Consider the following 18,442-nt stretch of genomic DNA (forward strand, 5'->3'; position numbering starts at 1 on the left):
GGTAATTCGCAACAAAAATAACAATATCGACGAACACCCTCGGCATTTCAACGAACACACCCGAGAGATATAAGCGCATGGCGATCGTTGTCAACAAACCCCTTCCAGAATTCGAAGCCAACGCCACCGGCGGCATCAAGGTGTCCAACACCTCGCACAATGGCCAGGTTCTGATTCTGTATTTCTACCCTAAAGACAACACGCCCGGTTGTACCACGGAAGCGATGCAGTTCCGCGACAAGTACAAGGATTTTGTCAAGGCGGGAGCGACTGTGTTTGGCGTGTCGCGCGACAACATGAATTCGCACAACGACTTCAAGGAAAAGCTGGAACTGCCGTTCGAGCTGATCGCTGATACCGAAGAGAAGATGTGCCACATGTTCGGCGTGGTCAAAAACAAGATCATGTACGGCAAGAAGGTCAAGGGCATTGAGCGCTCGACCTTCCTGATTGGCGCCGATGGCCTGCTGGCCCAAGAATGGCGAGGTCTCAAGGTTCCGGGTCACGTGGACGAAGTGCTCAAGGCCGTCAAGAGCCTGAAGGCTCAAGACAAGAAAGTGGCCTGAGCCACCCAGGTACCGCCTTCGCCAGAGACCTGAAGCCCTGCCCGCGTCTACACGCAAAGCATTTCAAAGTCTTTAAACAAGGCAAAACAGGAAATACCGCTTCCAGCCCCGCATAGCCTATGCATAATGGGCCAATGCCTCAGCGCTACACAGTATTACCTGTTCACCCCACCAAAGCCGCCTCGGTTTCCAGGCGGCTTTGTGCTTTTTGAATCTTGTTGAGGAACGGTTCGTCCACTATGCCCCTGCCCCCCGCCCCCGGCCACCGCGCCGCAAAGCTCCCCGCAGAAGCCTTTTTGTCCAACCGCAAAACTGCCAAGCAGACTGCAGCACTTGACGAAGATCTGAATCCCTCCAGCGGGGCGACCACCATCGCCAGCGCTGTGTCTTCGGCCAGCAAGCCCCGCCGCAACACCGGCAAGGTCACAGCCGCGCCTGCAGCCCCAGCCCAGGCCAAAGCGACGCCTGCACCCGCGGCAGCTGCAACAGCCGCCAAGCCAGCACCCAAGTCCGTGCGCCGTGCCCGCAATAAGCGCACCGGCCCGACCACGCTGTTTGTGCTGGACACCAATGTTCTGCTGCATGACCCGAGCAGCCTGTTCCGCTTTGAAGAGCACGATATCTTCCTGCCCATGGTGGTGCTGGAAGAGCTGGACAACCACAAAAAGGGCATGACCGAAGTGGCGCGCAATGGCCGCCAGGTCAGCCGCACTCTGGATTCTCTGGTTGCCTCCCAGCCCGACGATGGCCTGGAAAAAGGCCTGCCGCTGAACGCCACAGGCCAGCGCACTGCCACTGGCACGCTCTACTTCCAGACCAATCCTCTGGATACCACCCTGCCTGACAGCCTGCCTCAGAGCAAGGCTGACAACCAGATTCTGGGCGTGGTCGCCGCGCTGCGCGAGCAGCACAAGGATCGCGAAGTGGTGCTGGTGTCCAAAGACATCAATATGCGCGTCAAGGCGCGCGCACTGGGCCTAGCCGCCGAGGATTACCAGAACGACAAGGTGCTGGAAGACGGCGACCTGCTGTACTCCGGCGCTCTGGCCCTGCCCCACGACTTCTGGACCAAGGCCGGCAAGAACGTGGAGAGCTGGCAGGAAGGTGCCATCACCTACTACCGCGTCAGCGGCGCCATCGTGGACTCGCTGATGATCAATCAGTTCGTCTATTACGAGGCACCGGGCGAGCCAAGCCTGTACATGCGCGTGACCGAAATCCGCGACAAAACAGCCATCATGAAGACGCTGCGCGACTTTGGCAACCCCAAGAATGCGGTCTGGGGCGTATCCACGCGCAACCGCGAGCAGAACTTTGCCATGAACCTGCTGGTCAACCCCGAGGTGGACTTTGTCACCCTCACGGGCACCGCAGGCACCGGCAAGACCTTGCTGGCACTGGCCGCCGGTCTGGCTCAAGTGCTGGACGAGCGCCGTTACACCGAAATCATCATGACCCGCGCCACCGTGAGCGTGGGCGAGGATATCGGCTTCCTGCCCGGCACCGAGGAAGAGAAGATGGGCCCGTGGATGGGCGCTCTGGACGACAACCTGGAGTTTCTGGCCAAGGGCGATGGCGGCAATGCTGGTGAATGGGGCCGCGCTGCGACGAATGAGCTAATCCGCAGCCGCATCAAGATCAAGAGCATGAACTTCATGCGTGGCCGTACTTTCCTGAACAAGTACGTCATCATCGACGAAGCCCAGAACCTGACTCCCAAGCAGATGAAAACCTTGATCACGCGTGCCGGCCCCGGCACCAAGATCATCTGCATGGGCAATCTGGCCCAGATCGACACACCGTACCTGACAGAAGGCAGCTCTGGCCTGACCTATGTGGTGGACCGCTTCAAGGGCTGGCCCCACAGCGGCCACATCACACTGGCACGCGGCGAGCGCTCGCGCCTGGCGGACTTCGCCAGCGAGGTTCTGTAAGTGGCGAGCTGGATCTCTGCGCTCAAGCTCGTGCCCTGGGGCGAGGTCATCAAGGCCACGCCTCAGGTCGTGAAGGCGGCGCAATCCCTGCTCAAGAAAAAAGAGGCGCAAGCCGAAGCCAATGAGTACAGTGCCAGCGCGCAGCAAGAGGCGCAGCACCTGTCGCCACCCACCTCGGCGGGCGAGCAAGCCTTGCTGCTGATTCAGCAACAGGAGCTGCGCATTGCCCAGCTGGAGCAATCCCAGCGCCAGTCGCTGGAGATCATCGAAAAGCTGGCGCAGCAAAATGCACAGATCGTCACAACCGTAGGCGCCCTGCGCACTGGCGCTCAGCGTCTGGCATGGGCCTGTGGCGTGCTGGGTCTGTGCGTGATTGGACTGGGAATTTACCTGCTCAGCCGCTAGAGAGATCGCAGCCAAAAAACAAAGCCCGCAGGCATCACGCTTGCGGGCTTTTCTATTGGGCGCTTTTAATTTAATAGCTTCTAGCGCTTGATATTCATAGACTTCAGATCGATAAAAGCCTGAAATCCTTATTTATCAAGCGCTAGCAGCTATTCTTTTTTAATATTCATCACCGCCGCCATAGCCCATGGCCAGGTTCTCAAAGCGGGTCTGGTTCTTCTGGAAGAAGACCTTCACCGTCCCCGTAGGACCATTACGCTGCTTGCCAATGATGATCTCAGCCACGTTCGGCTCTTTGCTTTCTTTGTTGTAGTAATCGTCGCGATAGATGAACATGATGATGTCGGCATCCTGCTCAATAGCACCGGATTCACGCAAGTCAGACATCATGGGGCGCTTGTCGGTACGCTGCTCCACCGATCGATTGAGCTGAGACAGCGCAATCACCGGGCATTGAAGCTCCTTGGCCAGCATCTTCAAGCCACGCGAAATTTCACCCAGCTCGGTCGCACGGTTATCCGAGCTGGCAGCCGAACCAGAGCCGCTCATCAGCTGCAAATAGTCGACCACAATCAAACCCAGCTTGCCGCATTGGCGCGCCAGACGGCGGGCGTTGGCGCGCAGCTCCGTAGGAGAAAGACCCGGTGTTTCATCGATGTGCAGCGACACGGTACGCAGCTTCTCGATGGCTTCCGTCAGGCGCGGCCATTCGTCGTCGCTGAGTTTGCCGGTACGCAGATTGCCCTGATTGACCCGCGCAATGGAGCCAACAATACGAACCGCCAGCTGGGCGGCCCCCATTTCCATGGAGAAGATGGCGACTGGCAGACCTTCATTGAGCGCCACATGCTCGGCAATATTCACGGCAAACGAGGTCTTACCCATGGAGGGACGAGCCGCCAGCACCACCATGTCACCCGCCTGCAGACCACTTGTCATGCGGTCCAGATCGACAAAACCGGTAGGCACACCGGTCACGTCCATGGGGTTGTCAGCCATCTCCTGAACACGGTCCAGCAAGTCGACCACCAGCGTATCGAGTGACTGGAAGCCCTGCTTGTTGCGAGCCCCTTCTTCGCCGATGGCCATGATCTTCTGCTCGGCCTCGTCGAGCACGCGCTCCACGGTCTTGCCCTGCGGGTTGAACGCATTGGTGGCAATCTCATCGCTGGCCGTGACCAGCTTGCGCAGAATGGCCCGATCACGCACGATTTCCGCATAGCGACGGATATTGCTGGCACTGGGCACATATTGCGCCAGCTGGTTCAGGTACATCAAGCCGCCGATTTCCTCGGCCTTGCCTATGCTCTGCAGCTGCTCATAAACCGTAATCACATCAGCCGGCTTGCTGGCATTGACCAGCTTGCCAATCGCGTCATAAATCAGCTTGTGCTCGTGTCGATAGAAGTCGCTCTCGCTGAGCAAATCTCCCACGCGCTCCCAGGCATTGTTGTCCAGCAGCAAACCGCCAAGCACCGACGACTCCGACTCCATGGAGTGCGGTGGCACGCGCAACTGCGCCACTTGCTGATCAGCAGGCGGGGCAGGCGCGAATGCATCATCGTGCAGATCAAGCGGGGGCATTACAGACGACATGAGACTCCTTGGGTCAAGCCCTCCATCGTAGCCGGAGGCAGCAAAAGCGTCAGCGTGGATGGCTATAAAAACACTGTTCCATCCAGGATCGCCAAAAAACAAAAAACCGCCCGAAGGCGGTTTCTTGCCAATTCAGACCAGAGTCTGGATTAGGAGTGGTCGCCGTACACGGAGACAGACACTTCTGCAGACACGTCGGTGTGCAGAGCCACCACAACAGTGGCGTCGCCAACTGTCTTGATGGGGCCGTTAGGCATGCGCACTTGCGACTTGTTCACTGCGAAACCGGCCTTGGTCAGTTCTTCAGCGATGTCGGCGTTAGTGATAGAACCGAACAGACGACCGTCAACGCCGGCCTTCTGAGTGATCTTCACGGTAGAGCCGTTCAGCTTTTCGCTCAGTTCTTGAGCAGCAGCCAGCTTTGCAGCAGCAGCCTTTTCCAGCTCAGCGCGCTTGGCTTCGAATTCGGCCTTGGCAGCAGCTGTCGCACGACGAGCAGCGCCCGTAGGGATCAGGAAGTTGCGAGCGTAGCCATCCTTAACCTTGACGATATCGCCCAGGTTGCCCAGATTAACAATCTTTTCGAGCAGAATAATTTGCATTGTCGTGCTCCTTAGATCTTGTGCTGGTCAGAGTAAGGCAACATAGCCAGGAAGCGAGCACGCTTGATGGCTGTGTTCAGCTGACGCTGGTAAATTGCGCGCGTGCCGGTCAGGCGTGCGGGAACAATCTTGCCGTTTTCAGCGATGAAGTCACGCAGGGTGTCCACATCCTTGTAGTCGATTTCTTCGACGTTGGCGACGGTGAAGCGGCAGAAGCGCTTGCGCTTGAACAGCAGCGACTGGGTGTTGCGCTTAGGACGCTTGTCCTTGTTGAATTTCTTGAACGTGGCCATTTCTGGACCTCTTGAAAATTAGTTTTGTTGGATATCCTGAATGTGCAAAACCAGCATCTTGCTGTTGCGCGGCGTTGCCAGAAAACCTTGAAAGGTCCATTGGCTACCGGGAGCTTGGCGGGCCAGCTTTTCAGCCAGGGCGCCAAAGGCAACAGCTTTGACAGATGCAGTGACGTTGCGTGCGTTACCTAGCTCTTGCTGCTGCGAACTGTGTTCAATTCGCAAGTCCAGTGCAGGTAATCCGGCGGGCGTGTAGCGCAAAGCAGCTTGCTCTGCGAGGGTGCCCGTCAACACAACGCGGTTTTCCACTCCTTCAGTGTCTGATGCTATTAAGCGTGCTCAGCCTGGTTGGCCTTGCGAGCTTCTTCGCGCTCAACGCTCTTCATCATGGCGGAAGCGGCTGTGTCAGCCTTCTTCTTTTGCACAGTCAGGTGGCGCAGCACAGCATCATTGAACTTGAAGGCGTGCTCCAGTTCAGCCATCACGGCTTGATCAGCTTCGATGTTCAGGCACATGTAGTGGGCCTTAGCGAGCTTGTTGATCATGTAAGCCAGTTGACGACGGCCCCAGTCTTCTTCGCGGTGCACCTTACCGCCACCAGCGGTAATCATGCCCTTGTAGCGCTCCAGCATTGCAGGAACTTGTTCGCTTTGATCCGGGTGGATCAACAAAATGATTTCGTAGTGACGCATAACCACTCCTTTTGGGTAAACGCCGCCCACTGCGTCTGTAGTGGTGCGGCAAGGCAAAACGTTAGATTCTAGCTAGTGCCTGAGTATCTGTACACTCTGGGGCACATAAACCTTCAAATGGCTTGGGGCTATGCAGACAAAAGCCTTGATAACACAATTACTTAGTCTTTGAAGCCCCGCCCGACATTGCTAACGCACTACAGCCATGACGCTTGCTGAGCAACTTTGGCAGCGCAGGTCTTGAAATAGATCGGCACGCGCGCATCTAGCCTGCAGAGCCTGCAGAGCCTGCAGAGCCTGCAGAGCCTGCAGAGCCTGCAGATTGTCTTAAGTTTTGAGAAACCTTCACCACCTATGACCGAGAACAACAACCCTAATCCTTTCAATGACGCCAGCCCCGAAGAGCTGGAAGCAGCCATGGCCGCCAATGCATCGGACGAACTGGGTCGCCTGAAGGCGGAACTGGAAGAACTCAAGGCCAAGAGCAGCGATCTGGCCGACCAGTATCTGCGCGCCAAGGCGGAAGCCGAGAACGTGCGCCGCCGCGCCGAAGAGGAAGTCTCCAAGGCCCGCAAGTTCGGCATCGAAAGCTTTGCCGAGAGCATGTTGCCCGTGATCGACAGCCTGGATGCCGCTCTGGCCATCCAGAACGCCACGCCCGAGCAACTGCGCGAAGGCTCTGACGCCACGCTGCGCCAGCTGACTTCAGCCCTTGAGCGCAACAAGGTTCTGGCCATCAACCCCGCTGCTGGTGAGAAGTTTGACCCTCACCACCACCAGGCTATCAGCATGGTTCCTGCAGACCAGCCATCGAACACGGTGGTGAGCGTGCTGCAAAAAGGCTATGTGATTGCAGACCGCGTGCTGCGCCCCGCTCTGGTGACCGTGGCCCAAGGCTGATTCGACACCGGTCACTGTCACGGCGAAATTTTGTGGCACAGGACTCTTGAAGCCTGCCGCAGCGCCCACAAGTGATAAATCAAGTAAACATTCAACAGATTACGGAGAGAAACATGGGAAAAATCATCGGTATTGACTTGGGCACCACCAACAGCTGCGTCGCGATCCTCGACGGGAACAACACCCGCGTGATCGAGAACAGCGAAGGTGCGCGCACGACGCCTTCTATCGTTGCTTACCAAGAAGACGGCGAAATTCTGGTAGGCGCCTCCGCCAAGCGCCAGGCCGTCACCAACCCAAAGAACACCATCTACGCTGCCAAGCGCCTGATCGGTCGCAAATTTGACGAAGCCGAAGTGCAAAAGGACATCGGCCTGATGCCCTTCCAGATCATCAAGGCTGACAACGGCGACGCATGGGTGCAAGTGCGCGACCAGAAGCTGGCTCCTCCTCAGATCAGCGCCGAAGTGCTGCGCAAAATGAAGAAGACCGCCGAGGACTTCCTGGGCGAGCCCGTGACCGAGGCCGTGATTACTGTGCCGGCGTACTTCAATGACGCACAGCGCCAGGCCACCAAGGACGCTGGCCGCATCGCCGGCCTGGAAGTCAAGCGCATCATCAACGAACCTACTGCTGCTGCTCTGGCCTTCGGCCTGGACAAGCATGACAAGGCTGACCGCAAGGTTGCCGTGTATGACCTGGGTGGCGGTACGTTCGACGTGTCCATCATCGAAATCGCTGACGTGGACGGCGAAAAGCAGTTCGAAGTGCTGTCGACCAACGGCGACACCTTCCTGGGCGGCGAAGACTTTGACCAGCGCATCATTGGCTACATCATCGACGAGTTCAAGAAGGACCAGGCCGTTGATCTGTCCAAGGACGTTCTGGCTCTGCAACGCCTGAAGGAAGCTGCTGAAAAGGCCAAGATCGAGCTGTCGACCTCCGCACAGACCGACATCAACCTGCCCTACATCACGGCTGATGCCACAGGCCCCAAGCACCTGAACATCAAGCTGACCCGCGCCAAGCTGGAATCGCTGGTGGACGACCTGATCGAGCGCACCATCGCTCCTTGCCGCACGGCTATCAAGGATGCAGGCATCTCCGTGTCCGACATCGACGACATCATCCTGGTCGGCGGTATGAGCCGCATGCCCAAGGTGCAGGAAAAGGTCAAGGAATTCTTCGGCAAGGAACCCCGCAAGGACGTGAACCCCGACGAAGCCGTGGCCGTGGGCGCTGCCGTGCAAGGCCAGGTGCTGGGTGGCGAGCGTTCCGACGTGCTGCTGCTGGACGTGACTCCTCTGTCTCTGGGTATCGAAACCCTGGGCGGTGTCATGACCAAGATGATCACCAAGAACACGACCATCCCGACGAAGTTCGCACAGACCTTCTCGACGGCCGAGGACAACCAGCCTGCCGTGACCATCAAGGTGTTCCAGGGCGAGCGTGAGATTGCCAGCGCCAACAAGATGCTGGGCGAATTCAACCTGGAAGGCATTCCACCAGCATCGCGTGGCACGCCCCAGATTGAAGTGACCTTCGACATCGACGCCAACGGTATCCTGAACGTGTCGGCCAAGGACAAGGCTTCCGGCAAGGAAAACAAGATCACCATCAAGGCGAACTCGGGCCTGTCGGAAGAAGAAATCCAGAACATGGTCAAGGATGCGGAACTGAACGCAGCCGACGACAAGAAGAAGCTGGAACTGGTGACCGCTAAGAACCAAGGCGAAGCCGCTGTTCACAGCGTCAAAAAGAGCCTGACCGAGCATGGCGACAAGCTCGATGACGCTGAAAAGTCTGCCATTGAAGCCGCTTCCAAGGATCTGGAAGAAGCGCTGAAGGGCGAAGACAAGGACGCCATCGAAGCCAAGACCACGGCACTCATGGCTGCCGCTCAGAAGCTGGGCGAGAAGATGTACGCTGAAGCTCAGGCCGCTGCTGGCACTGAAGCAGCTGGTGCATCGGCCAGCGCCAGCGCCTCGGCAGCAGCCGCTGACGACAATGTCGTCGACGCCGAAGTCAAGGAAGTCAAGAAGGACTAAGCGCAAGCAGGTCCTGGCCTTAAACCATTGACCGCTTGCCGCCGCGCTGGCTCTGAAAAGAGTTAGCGCGGCGTTCTTGTTCTATCCGACCGGAATCCCCACATGTCGAAACGTGACTACTACGAAGTTCTGTGCGTTGTCAAAAGCGCCACGGACGAAGAAATCAAAAAATCCTATCGCAAACTGGCGATGAAGTTCCACCCTGACCGCAATCAAGGTGAAAAGGCCAAGGAAGCTGAGGAAAAGTTCAAGGAGGTCAAAGAGGCCTACGAGATGCTTTCCGACAGCCAGAAGCGCGCAGCCTATGACCAGTACGGTCACGCTGGCGTGGACCCCAACCGCGGCATGGGCGGCGGCGAAGGCTTTGGCGGCGGTTTTGCCGAAGCCTTTGGCGACATCTTTGGTGACATGTTCAACGGCGGCGGCGGTGGCCGTGGTGGTCGCGGTGGCCGTCAGGTCTATCGCGGCAATGACCTCAGCTATTCCATGGAAGTCACCTTGGAAGAAGCGGCCAAGGGCAAGGATGCCCAGATCCGCATCCCCAGCTGTGACAGCTGCGACACCTGCCACGGCAACGGCGCCAAGCCCGGCACCAGCACCAAGACCTGCACCACCTGTAACGGCATGGGCACGGTTCAGATGCGCCAAGGCTTCTTCAGCGTGCAGCAATCCTGCCCGCACTGCCGCGGCACAGGCAAGATCATTCCCGAGCCTTGCACATCCTGCGGCGGCCAAGGCAAGGTCAAGCGCCAGAAGACGCTGGAAGTCAAGATCCCCGCTGGTATCGACGACGGCATGCGCATTCGCTCGGCAGGCAACGGCGAGCCCGGCACGAATGGCGGCCCGGCAGGTGACCTATATATCGAGATTCGCGTCAAAGACCACGACATCTTCGAGCGTGACGGTGACGACCTGCACTGCAATGTGCCTGTGAGCTTCATCACCGCTGCACTGGGTGGCGAGATTGAAGTGCCTACGCTGCAAGGCAAGGCGGCCATAGATATTCCTGAAGGCACTCAGGCCGGCAAGCAGTTCCGCCTGCGCGGCAAGGGCATCAAGGGCATTCGCTCCAGCTACCCCGGCGACCTGTACTGCCACATCGTGGTGGAAACCCCCGTCAAGCTCACCGAGCACCAGCGCAAGTTGCTTAAGGAGCTGGACGAGTCCTTGAAAAAGGGCGGCTCCAAGCACTCGCCCAGCGGCGAAAGCTGGACAGATCGCCTGAAAAGCTTCTTCAGCTAAGCACTGAAGCCACAAAAAAGCCCACCAGCCTTCGTCGGTGGGCTTTTTTCATGGCGCTTGAGAGCTGCGCCGCCTGAAAGCTTCTTAGCTCTGCGGCTTCCAGTTACGCACCTCGCGCTGCACACGCACCTTGTCTGCCGGAGTCAGCTCCTGCTCCAGCGTTTCCACACGGCTTTGCACAGAAGCATCTTTGGCCTGAGCCAGCAGCAGCCAGTAATAAGCCTTGCTCACATCTTTGCGGACGCCTTGCCCACTGATATACATGGCAGCCAGATTAGTCTGCGCCAGCGTATAGCCTTGCTTGGCTGCCTGCTCGAACCAGCGCGCGGCTGTCGATGCATCCTTGCTCACGCCTTGCCCGTTGGCATACAAAAACCCCAGCGACGACTGCGCTGCGGCATTGCCTTGCGCGGCTGACTTTTCCAGCCACTGCGCGGCGCGCGGCAGGTCTTGCGGCACCAGAGCGCCCACGGCATAAATCATGCCGGCGTTGTACTGCGCATCCGCATGTCCTTTGCCTGCAGCCTGCTCAAACCAGCGCAGCGCAGCCACGCCATCTTCCTTGGTGCCCCGGCCGCTGGCCAGCATCACACCCAGACTGTATTGACCAGCAGCGTCACCGCTTTGCGCCGAGCGCTCAAACCATCGCAGGGCCTGCGCCTCATCCTTGGTCACGCCGCGGCCTTCGGCATACATCAGGCCCAGATTATTCTGGGCAATGCCATCGCCCAGATCGGAAGCCTTGCGGTACCAGTACACGGCCTGCGCTTCGTCCTGCACCACACCCCGGCCATTGGCATAGAGCACCCCCAGATCGGACTGGGCAGGGGCGTAGCCCTGATCGGCCGACTTGCGATACCACTGCACGGCCAGCGGCAAATCCTGCTTCACGCCCTTGGCAAAACGATAGCGCGAACCCAGTTCGTACTGAGCCTTGGCATCGCCCGACTCGGCTTCAGCACGCAGGGTGGCCAGTTCTCTGGCGTTTTCACCCTGATTGCTAGAACCCGGAGTCGGCGCCCAGTGCTCAAGCCCCATGGGCGCAGCTGCTGCAGCGCCGGCGGCAACAGCACCCACAGCGGCAGCACGGCCGGCCTTACCTGATTTTTTGCTGCCAGCCTTGCCGGTTGAATGGGCTGCAGACTTGCCAGCCACGCCTTTACCCGACTTGGCCGCCGCCGCACCCTTGCCACCCTTGGCAGGCGCTGGCGGACTGGATTTGCTGCTTGCTTTGCTTTGCGTCTTGCCCTTAGCCATGGCCGGCACAGCAGCGCCGCCCGCAAAAGCCAGAGCGACGGCCAGCAGACAGGCCTGACTCCAGCCAGCGGCTTTGCGGGACACAGAAGTGCGTAACGATGGGCTTAAAGCAGCGGCAGGAAATTCGGGATGCTCACCCTCGGGCATCGGATTGCTTGGAACTCTCATGCCTCTCATTTTTGCAGCAAATAGCCAGGCGTTGAACGGGTTTGCTGACTATTCGCCACTGGGCTCCGGCAAACATCATGCGGCTTGACGGTTGTCACTGAATTTATACAAAAAACGGCCTCCAGCCCATATCAATAAAGCGTTAGCAGCTATCAAAACAAAAGTCATTTCCTGCAAACGATGACGCCCGCTGCATCCGCCTTCATCCAGCCATCGCAAACCAGCAATTGAGGCATCGCCATAATTTACCCATCGCGAAACAAGACATCTCGGCTAAAGATGGATAAAGCGAAATTTATCGGTAAAAATGCTGAAAACTTCTCGAAACGAGAAGACTAAAGTTAGCCCACATGAAGAATTCAGAGCGCAGTTTTGCGCGCCGCATCGATCTCACCTCGCTTCAACTGTTCGTCGCCGTGTGCGAACTGGGAAGCATTGGCCGCGCTGCCGAGCGCGAGTTCATTGCAGCCTCCGCCGTCAGCAAGCGCCTGTCCGACCTGGAAGCCACGGTAGACACCGCTCTGCTCTACCGCCACAGCCGCGGCGTGACGCTGACCCCTGCCGGTGAAAGCCTGCTGCACCATGCCCGCAACGTGCTGTACGGACTGGAGCGCATGCAGGGCGAGCTGAGCGAGTACGCCGACGGCGTGCGCGGACATGTGCGCATGCACGCCAATATGTCGGCCATCGTGCAATTTCTGCCCGAGGACCTGGGAGCTTTTGCCCGCGAGCACAGCCAGATCAAGATTGACCTGCAAGAGCACCTGAGCCCCGATGTGCTGAGCGCCGTGGCCGAGGGCACGGCCGACATTGGCATCTGCACGCTGGGCATCGGCAAAAGCAGCGAAAGCAACCGCGCCATCGTTCAGATCACGCAGGGCAATGTGCCGCTGCAGTACCGCACCTATAAAGAAGACCGCCTGGTCGTTGTCGTGCCCGAGCGCCATGCGCTGGCGGAACGCGAGAGTGTGGCTTTCACCGAAGTGCTGGAATGGGACATCGTCAGTCTGCACGCGGGCTCTTCCATCAGCCTGGCCATGCGCGCTGCAGCGGCGCAGGCGGGCCACCCGCTGCACCAGCGCATTCAGGTCACTAGCCTGGACGCCATGTGCCGCATGATCGACAACGGCCTGGGCATTGGCCTGCTACCTGACCGCGCCTTTGAGCTGATGCACGGCGTGGGCCACCTGCGCGCCGTGCAACTGACCGACGAATGGGCGCACCGCGAGCTGTGCGTCGTCGCCCGCGACTTTGAAGCACTGCCTGTGACAACCCGCCTGCTGGTCGATCACCTCTGTCCGGCCAGTGCCAAGGCTTGAAGTCCGCTTCCAGCCTGACCAGAATAAACCACCCAACAAACTCAACTCACGAGAGCAAAGCACCATGGGACGCACCCTCTACGACAAGATTTTTGACGAGCACGTCGTTCACACCGAAGAAGACGGCACCTCCATCCTCTATATCGACCGTCATCTGGTGCACGAAGTGACCAGCCCACAGGCGTTTGAAGGCCTGCGCGAAGCCGGTCGCAAGCTGTGGCGCGTCAGCTCCGTGGTGGCCACCGCCGACCACAACACTCCCACCGACGGCTGGGAGCGCGGCTATGACGGCATTGCTGACCCCATCAGCAAAGAGCAGATCGTCACGCTGAACAGCAATATTGCCGAGTTCGGATCGGCCGCCTTCTTCCCCTTCATGGACAAGGGCCAGGGCATTGTTCACGTGATGGGCCCAGAGCAAGGCGCTACCCTGCCCGGCATGACCGTGGTCTGCGGCGACAGCCACACATCCACCCACGGCGCTTTCGGCGCGCTGGCTCACGGCATCGGCACATCTGAAGTCGAGCATGTGATGGCCACGCAGACGCTGCTGGCAAAAAAGGCCAAGAACATGCTGGTGCAGGTCAACGGCAAGGTGGCGCCCGGCGTGACCGCCAAAGACATCGTGCTGGCCATCATCGGCAAGATCGGCACCGCCGGTGGCACGGGCTACACCATCGAATTTGCGGGTGAAGCCATTCGCGACCTGTCCATCGAAGGCCGCATGACGGTGTGCAACATGGCCATCGAAGGCGGCGCACGCGCAGGCCTGGTGGCCGTGGACGACAAGACCATCGCCTACGTCAAGGGTCGCCCGCTGGCACCCGTGGGCGCCGAATGGGATGCCGCAGTGACTTACTGGAAGACACTGCACTCCGACGCCGACGCCAAGTTCGACAGCGTGGTCGAGCTGAATGCTGCCGACATCGTGCCGCAAGTGACCTGGGGCACCAGCCCCGAAATGGTGCTGGGCGTGGATGCATCCGTGCCCGATCCTGACAAGGAAAAAGACGCCAACAAGCGTGGTGCCATTGAGCGCGCGCTGACCTATATGGCGCTGGAGCCCGGCAAGCCCCTGAACGACATTTTCGTAGACAAGGTTTTCATTGGCTCCTGCACCAACAGCCGTATCGAAGACATGCGCGAAGCCGCTGCCGTGGTGAAGAAGCTGGGCCAGAAAGTTGCCAAGAACATCAAGCAGGCGCTGGTCGTACCCGGCTCCGGCCTGGTCAAGGAACAGGCCGAGCGCGAAGGTCTGGATGTGATCTTCAAGGCCGCAGGCTTTGAATGGCGCGAACCCGGCTGCTCCATGTGCCTGGCCATGAACGCCGACCGCCTGGAGCCCGGCGAGCGCTGCGCATCGACCAGCAACCGCAACTTTGAAGGCCGTCAGGGTGCCGGTGGCCGCACCCACCTGGTCAGCCCGGCCATGGCTGCAGCTGCGGCTATTCACGGCCACTTCGTGGACATCCGTAAATTTGCGTAACCCCCTGAGTCGCTGCGCGCCTTCCCCCAAGGGGGACGACAGCCTTTGCTGCGGAGCGGCCCTTGCTGGCCATCTCGCAGCAAAACGCGAACGTCGCCAAGACTAAAGATTCTGGAATCACACCATGCAGAAATTCACCGTGCACAAGGGCCTTGTTGCCCCCATGGACCGCGAGAACGTTGACACCGACGCCATCATTCCCAAGCAGTTCCTGAAGTCGATCAAGAAGACCGGTTTCGGCCCCAATCTGTTTGACGAGTGGCGCTATCTGGACCAGCCCGGCCAACCCGGCCAGCCCGAGTCCTCGCGCAAGCCCAACCCCGACTTTGTGCTGAACCAGCCGCGCTACAAGGGTGCCAGCGTGCTGATCGCCCGCCAGAACTTCGGCTGCGGCTCCAGCCGCGAGCACGCGCCTTGGGCACTGGACCAGTACGGCTTCCGCGCCATTCTGGCCCCCAGCTTTGCCGACATCTTCTTCAACAACAGCTTCAAAAACGGCCTGCTGCCCATCGTGCTGCCCGAGTCCGTGATTGAGCAACTGTTCAATGAAGTGGCGGCCTTCCCCGGCTACGAGCTGACCATTGATCTGGAGCGCCAGGTCATCGTTCGCCCACAAGGCGAAGAGATCCCCTTCGACGTCATCGCCTTCCGCAAGTACTGCTTGCTGAACGGTTTTGACGACATCGGCCTGACCATGCGCCATGCCGACCAGATCAAGACTTTTGAAGCCGAGCGTTTGGCGCAAAAGCCCTGGCTGGCCCACACCCTGATCCAGAAATAAGCCCGCTGAGCCGCATTGCGGCTTCCCCAAGGGGGACGACGACCTTTGACGCAAGCCGCCCCCTCTCCTAGGAAGTGTTTGGGTCGAGGCAATTTCCACACTGGCTTGGCCGGCCTCACTCAGTTGAGGGATGTTGAAGAGTTCAGCTTGGCGTACAACTATCAATAAATGAGCTGCTAGCGCCTTTTATCCAATGATTTCAAAGCAAATTCAATATGAAATCCTTGAATATCAAGCGCAAGCAGCTATCAAATTAATCAAAGGAACATCATGAAGATTGCAGTTTTGCCCGGTGATGGCATTGGCCCCGAAATCATTGCAGAAGCCGTCAAGGTGCTCGAAGTCCTGAATCTGGGTCTGGAGATGGAAACCGCTCCTGTGGGCGGCGCTGGCTACGAAGCCGCTGGTCACCCCCTGCCTCCCGCCACGCTGAAGCTGGCGCAGGAAGCCGACGCCATTCTGTTCGGCGCCGTGGGCGACTGGAAGTACGACACGCTGGACCGCCCTCTGCGCCCCGAGCAAGCCATTCTGGGCCTGCGCAAGGCTCTGGGCCTGTTCGCCAACTTCCGCCCCGCCATCTGCTACAAGGAACTGACCCACGCTTCCAGCCTCAAGCCCGAGCTGGTTGCAGGCCTGGACATCCTCATCATCCGCGAGCTGACCGGCGACATCTATTTCGGCGCACCTCGCGGTCGTCGCGTGTCGCCCGATGGTCACTTCCCCGGCAGCGAAGAAGCCTTCGACACCATGCGCTACTCGCGCCCCGAGATCGAACGTATTGCCCACGTCGCCTTCCAGGCCGCCCAGAAGCGCGACAAGCGTGTGACCAGCGTGGACAAGTCCAACGTACTGGAAACCTTCCAGCTGTGGAAGGACGTTGTGACTGAAGTCGCCAAGCAGTACCCCGACGTGGCTCTGGACCACATGTATGTGGACAACGCCGCCATGCAACTGGTCAAGGAACCCAAGCGCTTTGACGTGGTGGTCACCGGCAATATGTTCGGCGACATCCTGTCCGACGAAGCCTCCATGCTGACCGGCTCCATCGGCATGCTGCCTTCGGCCAGCCTGAACGACAAAAAGCAAGGCCTGTACGAACCCAGCCACGGCTCGGCCCCCGACATCGCTGGCAAGGGCATCGCCAACCCGCTGGCCACCATCCTGAGCGCCGCCATGATGCTGCGCTTTAGCCTGGGTATGGAAGAAGCCGCCCAGAAGATCGAAGCCGCCGTGCAAAAGGTACTGGCCGACGGCCTGCGCACCGCAGACATTTACAGCGAAGGCACCACCAAGGTCAGCACCAGCCAGATGGGCGACGCTGTGGTCAAGGCGCTGCAAGCCTGAACCACCTGCTTTCTGTCACCTGCTGCTACCATGCAGCAGACCTGACCCGCTAGCAACACAAGCCGGATCGATGGCCATCGACCCGGCTTTTTTCTTGTGAGTGACCCGTATCGATGACCGTAGTCCTGAGCCTGCTGCCCACACGCCCCGTCCCCGGTCTCATCGAGAACCATGAACGCTATGCACAGATGCATGGCTACCAGCACATCGTGGTGGACGGCACGCATATCTACGGGGAACGCCAGCAAGCGCTGCATCGCTATCACTGCATTTACCAGCAACTGCAGGCACTAAAAGATGGCGAGTTGCTACTGGTGCTGGATGTGTTTTCGCTGATCTATGCCACACACCCGTTGGACGCGGTAGCGCAAGGCTACGACAGCATTGTCTCGCTCACCAACCCAGACCCAACCCAGAACCCGGGGCTAGCCAATAGCAGCGGCATGATTTTTCGCAATACGTCAGACATTCGCGAAAAAATGTATGCACTGCTGCAAGAGTTTGGACGCTGGGCCATGTACATGGCAGAGCAGGGTCAGAAAATTGAAGCGCAGATACTAGGCAACGCCTTCCCGCCCGTAACCTTCATCGCCCGGCTCAGCAGTGGCCATTACCCTTGCATTCAGGCGCTATGGCAAGTCAGCGTTACTCAACTCAACACCGTCATTGATACCTTGCGTCAGGCTCAGCCGCTGCTGGTCAGCCACTCCCCCGAATGGCGACAACATCACGGGCTGTGGCACCCACAGTTTGATTACGACTTTCGTTTTGTGCAGGCCATGCTGCACGAAGCCCAGGTTCAAAGCACGACTGCGCATAATTTTCAGACTGCATTTTCACTGGCTGCCCAGACCTCTCTTGAGCCAGAAGTCCACCTCAACCCTGAAGCCGAGATTGCTTTTGTCTCGCTCTATACCCATAATATCGCTGGCTACGGCCTGCTGCATGAGCGCAGCATGCTCCGCTATTGCGAGCGCCATGGCTATGGCTACCATGTCTACCGCGGCTCGCCGGACTTCATCCCCGATTCCGTCAGCGCCAACTGGGCCAAGGCGCACCTGATTCGCCACCACCTTGCACAGCATCAGTTTGTGCTGTGGATTGATGCAGACATTCTGGCCATTCAGCAGGCCTCGGGCGTCGAGCCTCTTCTATCATGCAGGGATTTCATCGTAGGCATGGATCACACTGCCTGGGCTATCAATTCTTGCGTGTTCGGAGCCCGCAATACTCCTGAGATGCGTGCTTTTATAGACAGACTCTGCCAGCGCATTGAAGCCGTGGAGAACAAATCCAGCGTCTACGCCAGCGGCGGCGACCAGCAAGTGCTGAATGAAATACTGATCGACGAGGGCATGCTCAACGCCAAGCATGTCGTTGATGCGATCAGCCTTGGCACATCCCCCATCTACGCGACGACACAGCACCGGTTTGTGCACTTTCCATCACAAATCAACCATTACCGGGCCGCCACCATGCGCATCTGGGATGAGAAAAGCACCTGAACAACTTCCTTAATCTCAAACTGCCTCAATTAAAGAGTGACAAAACATCAAATCGTCAAAAATTACTTTTTATTTATGACGATTTGACCATTTAATCGGTCACTTTTATAAAGCATGCCCTTTGAGCATTCGATAGAATCCCCTCTGTCATGTTTGTCGCACGCACCTTCCCCCCTGAAATCTTCACACCTGCAATGCTTGCCGGCGTGAGCGCGCGCGCAATCACCATTAAGACGATTACAGGCTGACCCAGCCCGGTTCGTCGTGCGCCCTTTCCGGCCAGACGAGCCGGACGAAGCAGTCT

General features: G+C 58.6%; 17 protein-coding genes. 11 read left to right on the plus strand and 6 right to left on the minus strand.

Annotated elements, in window-relative coordinates; genetic code table 11:
- The first annotated feature begins 77 nt into the window (after nucleotides 1-77).
- The 3 genes from RSF91_RS09440 to RSF91_RS09450 all read left to right on the plus strand — a co-directional run bounded on the left by RSF91_RS09440 (nucleotide 78) and on the right by RSF91_RS09450 (nucleotide 2,905).
- On the plus strand, nucleotides 78-566 hold the full coding sequence (locus RSF91_RS09440; RefSeq protein ID WP_099738190.1) for a peroxiredoxin: 489 nt from the start codon (nucleotides 78-80) through the stop codon (nucleotides 564-566).
- 239 nt (nucleotides 567-805) lie between these two features.
- Complete coding sequence (locus RSF91_RS09445) at nucleotides 806-2,500, plus strand: PhoH family protein (protein ID WP_332568178.1); 1,695 nt, start codon at nucleotides 806-808, stop codon at nucleotides 2,498-2,500.
- Nucleotides 2,501-2,905, plus strand: coding sequence for a hypothetical protein (locus RSF91_RS09450; protein ID WP_332568179.1), 405 nt, complete (start codon nucleotides 2,501-2,503; stop codon nucleotides 2,903-2,905). It abuts the gene before it with no gap.
- A gap of 159 nt (nucleotides 2,906-3,064) precedes the next feature.
- On the opposite strand, the gene dnaB is transcribed toward RSF91_RS09450, so the two are convergent.
- The 5 genes from dnaB to rpsF form a co-directional block, all read right to left on the minus strand.
- On the minus strand, nucleotides 3,065-4,501 hold the full coding sequence (gene dnaB / locus RSF91_RS09455) for a replicative DNA helicase (protein ID WP_332568180.1): 1,437 nt from the start codon (nucleotides 4,499-4,501) through the stop codon (nucleotides 3,065-3,067).
- Nucleotides 4,502-4,650: 149 nt separating this feature from the next.
- Nucleotides 4,651-5,103, minus strand: a complete 453-nt coding sequence (gene rplI / locus RSF91_RS09460; RefSeq protein ID WP_169108300.1) for a 50S ribosomal protein L9 — start codon at nucleotides 5,101-5,103, stop codon at nucleotides 4,651-4,653.
- A gap of 11 nt (nucleotides 5,104-5,114) precedes the next feature.
- Nucleotides 5,115-5,396 (minus strand): 30S ribosomal protein S18, encoded by a 282-nt coding sequence (rpsR, locus tag RSF91_RS09465; protein ID WP_099738195.1) that lies wholly within the window; start codon nucleotides 5,394-5,396, stop codon nucleotides 5,115-5,117.
- Between the two features lie 18 nt (nucleotides 5,397-5,414).
- Complete coding sequence (gene priB, locus RSF91_RS09470) at nucleotides 5,415-5,705, minus strand: primosomal replication protein N (protein ID WP_332568181.1); 291 nt, start codon at nucleotides 5,703-5,705, stop codon at nucleotides 5,415-5,417.
- 20 nt (nucleotides 5,706-5,725) lie between these two features.
- Complete coding sequence (rpsF, locus tag RSF91_RS09475) at nucleotides 5,726-6,088, minus strand: 30S ribosomal protein S6 (RefSeq protein WP_332568182.1); 363 nt, start codon at nucleotides 6,086-6,088, stop codon at nucleotides 5,726-5,728.
- Nucleotides 6,089-6,442: 354 nt separating this feature from the next.
- On the opposite strand from rpsF, the gene grpE reads away from it, so the two are divergent.
- The 3 genes from grpE (at nucleotide 6,443) to dnaJ (ending at nucleotide 10,278) form a co-directional block, all read left to right on the plus strand.
- The gene (gene grpE / locus RSF91_RS09480; protein ID WP_332568183.1) at nucleotides 6,443-6,988 is read left to right on the plus strand and encodes a nucleotide exchange factor GrpE; all 546 of its coding nucleotides are present in this window, start codon (nucleotides 6,443-6,445) and stop codon (nucleotides 6,986-6,988) included.
- A gap of 113 nt (nucleotides 6,989-7,101) precedes the next feature.
- A complete protein-coding gene (gene dnaK / locus RSF91_RS09485) occupies nucleotides 7,102-9,036 on the plus strand; it encodes a molecular chaperone DnaK (RefSeq protein WP_332568184.1) in 1,935 nt (644 codons plus the stop codon).
- Nucleotides 9,037-9,138: 102 nt separating this feature from the next.
- Nucleotides 9,139-10,278, plus strand: a complete 1,140-nt coding sequence (dnaJ, locus tag RSF91_RS09490) for a molecular chaperone DnaJ (protein ID WP_332568185.1) — start codon at nucleotides 9,139-9,141, stop codon at nucleotides 10,276-10,278.
- An 84-nt stretch (nucleotides 10,279-10,362) separates the two neighbouring features.
- Here dnaJ and RSF91_RS09495 read toward each other — a convergent pair whose 3' ends face one another.
- The gene (locus tag RSF91_RS09495) at nucleotides 10,363-11,703 is read right to left on the minus strand and encodes an SEL1-like repeat protein (RefSeq protein ID WP_332568186.1); all 1,341 of its coding nucleotides are present in this window, start codon (nucleotides 11,701-11,703) and stop codon (nucleotides 10,363-10,365) included.
- Between the two features lie 350 nt (nucleotides 11,704-12,053).
- On the opposite strand from RSF91_RS09495, the gene RSF91_RS09500 reads away from it, so the two are divergent.
- From RSF91_RS09500 to RSF91_RS09520, 5 genes are all read left to right on the plus strand, one after another.
- Nucleotides 12,054-13,022 (plus strand): LysR family transcriptional regulator, encoded by a 969-nt coding sequence (locus RSF91_RS09500; RefSeq protein WP_332568187.1) that lies wholly within the window; start codon nucleotides 12,054-12,056, stop codon nucleotides 13,020-13,022.
- Nucleotides 13,023-13,086: 64 nt separating this feature from the next.
- Entirely contained in the window at nucleotides 13,087-14,508 is a 1,422-nt protein-coding gene (gene leuC / locus RSF91_RS09505; RefSeq protein WP_332568188.1) for a 3-isopropylmalate dehydratase large subunit, read from the plus strand.
- A 124-nt stretch (nucleotides 14,509-14,632) separates the two neighbouring features.
- Nucleotides 14,633-15,289, plus strand: a complete 657-nt coding sequence (gene leuD / locus RSF91_RS09510) for a 3-isopropylmalate dehydratase small subunit (protein WP_332568189.1) — start codon at nucleotides 14,633-14,635, stop codon at nucleotides 15,287-15,289.
- A 270-nt stretch (nucleotides 15,290-15,559) separates the two neighbouring features.
- The gene (leuB, locus tag RSF91_RS09515; protein WP_332568190.1) at nucleotides 15,560-16,633 is read left to right on the plus strand and encodes a 3-isopropylmalate dehydrogenase; all 1,074 of its coding nucleotides are present in this window, start codon (nucleotides 15,560-15,562) and stop codon (nucleotides 16,631-16,633) included.
- A gap of 113 nt (nucleotides 16,634-16,746) precedes the next feature.
- Nucleotides 16,747-18,138 carry a hypothetical protein gene (locus RSF91_RS09520; protein WP_332568191.1) on the plus strand — a complete coding sequence of 464 codons (1,392 nt, stop codon included), beginning with the start codon at nucleotides 16,747-16,749 and terminating at the stop codon, nucleotides 18,136-18,138.
- Nucleotides 18,139-18,442 lie beyond the last annotated feature (304 nt).

It is taken from the genome of Comamonas sp., assembly GCF_036643215.1.
Lineage (GTDB): Bacteria > Pseudomonadota > Gammaproteobacteria > Burkholderiales > Burkholderiaceae_C > Comamonas.

Coding starts and splice junctions, on each gene's coding strand:
- RSF91_RS09440 (WP_099738190.1), top strand. CDS start 78: ATGGCGATCGTTGTCAACAAACCCCTTCCAGAATTCGAAGCCAACGCC.
- RSF91_RS09445 (WP_332568178.1), top strand. CDS start 806: ATGCCCCTGCCCCCCGCCCCCGGCCACCGCGCCGCAAAGCTCCCCGCA.
- dnaB (WP_332568180.1), bottom strand. CDS start 4,501: ATGTCGTCTGTAATGCCCCCGCTTGATCTGCACGATGATGCATTCGCG.
- rplI (WP_169108300.1), bottom strand. CDS start 5,103: ATGCAAATTATTCTGCTCGAAAAGATTGTTAATCTGGGCAACCTGGGC.
- rpsR (WP_099738195.1), bottom strand. CDS start 5,396: ATGGCCACGTTCAAGAAATTCAACAAGGACAAGCGTCCTAAGCGCAAC.
- rpsF (WP_332568182.1), bottom strand. CDS start 6,088: ATGCGTCACTACGAAATCATTTTGTTGATCCACCCGGATCAAAGCGAA.
- grpE (WP_332568183.1), top strand. CDS start 6,443: ATGACCGAGAACAACAACCCTAATCCTTTCAATGACGCCAGCCCCGAA.
- dnaK (WP_332568184.1), top strand. CDS start 7,102: ATGGGAAAAATCATCGGTATTGACTTGGGCACCACCAACAGCTGCGTC.
- dnaJ (WP_332568185.1), top strand. CDS start 9,139: ATGTCGAAACGTGACTACTACGAAGTTCTGTGCGTTGTCAAAAGCGCC.
- RSF91_RS09495 (WP_332568186.1), bottom strand. CDS start 11,703: ATGAGAGTTCCAAGCAATCCGATGCCCGAGGGTGAGCATCCCGAATTT.
- RSF91_RS09500 (WP_332568187.1), top strand. CDS start 12,054: ATGAAGAATTCAGAGCGCAGTTTTGCGCGCCGCATCGATCTCACCTCG.
- leuC (WP_332568188.1), top strand. CDS start 13,087: ATGGGACGCACCCTCTACGACAAGATTTTTGACGAGCACGTCGTTCAC.
- leuD (WP_332568189.1), top strand. CDS start 14,633: ATGCAGAAATTCACCGTGCACAAGGGCCTTGTTGCCCCCATGGACCGC.
- leuB (WP_332568190.1), top strand. CDS start 15,560: ATGAAGATTGCAGTTTTGCCCGGTGATGGCATTGGCCCCGAAATCATT.
- RSF91_RS09520 (WP_332568191.1), top strand. CDS start 16,747: ATGACCGTAGTCCTGAGCCTGCTGCCCACACGCCCCGTCCCCGGTCTC.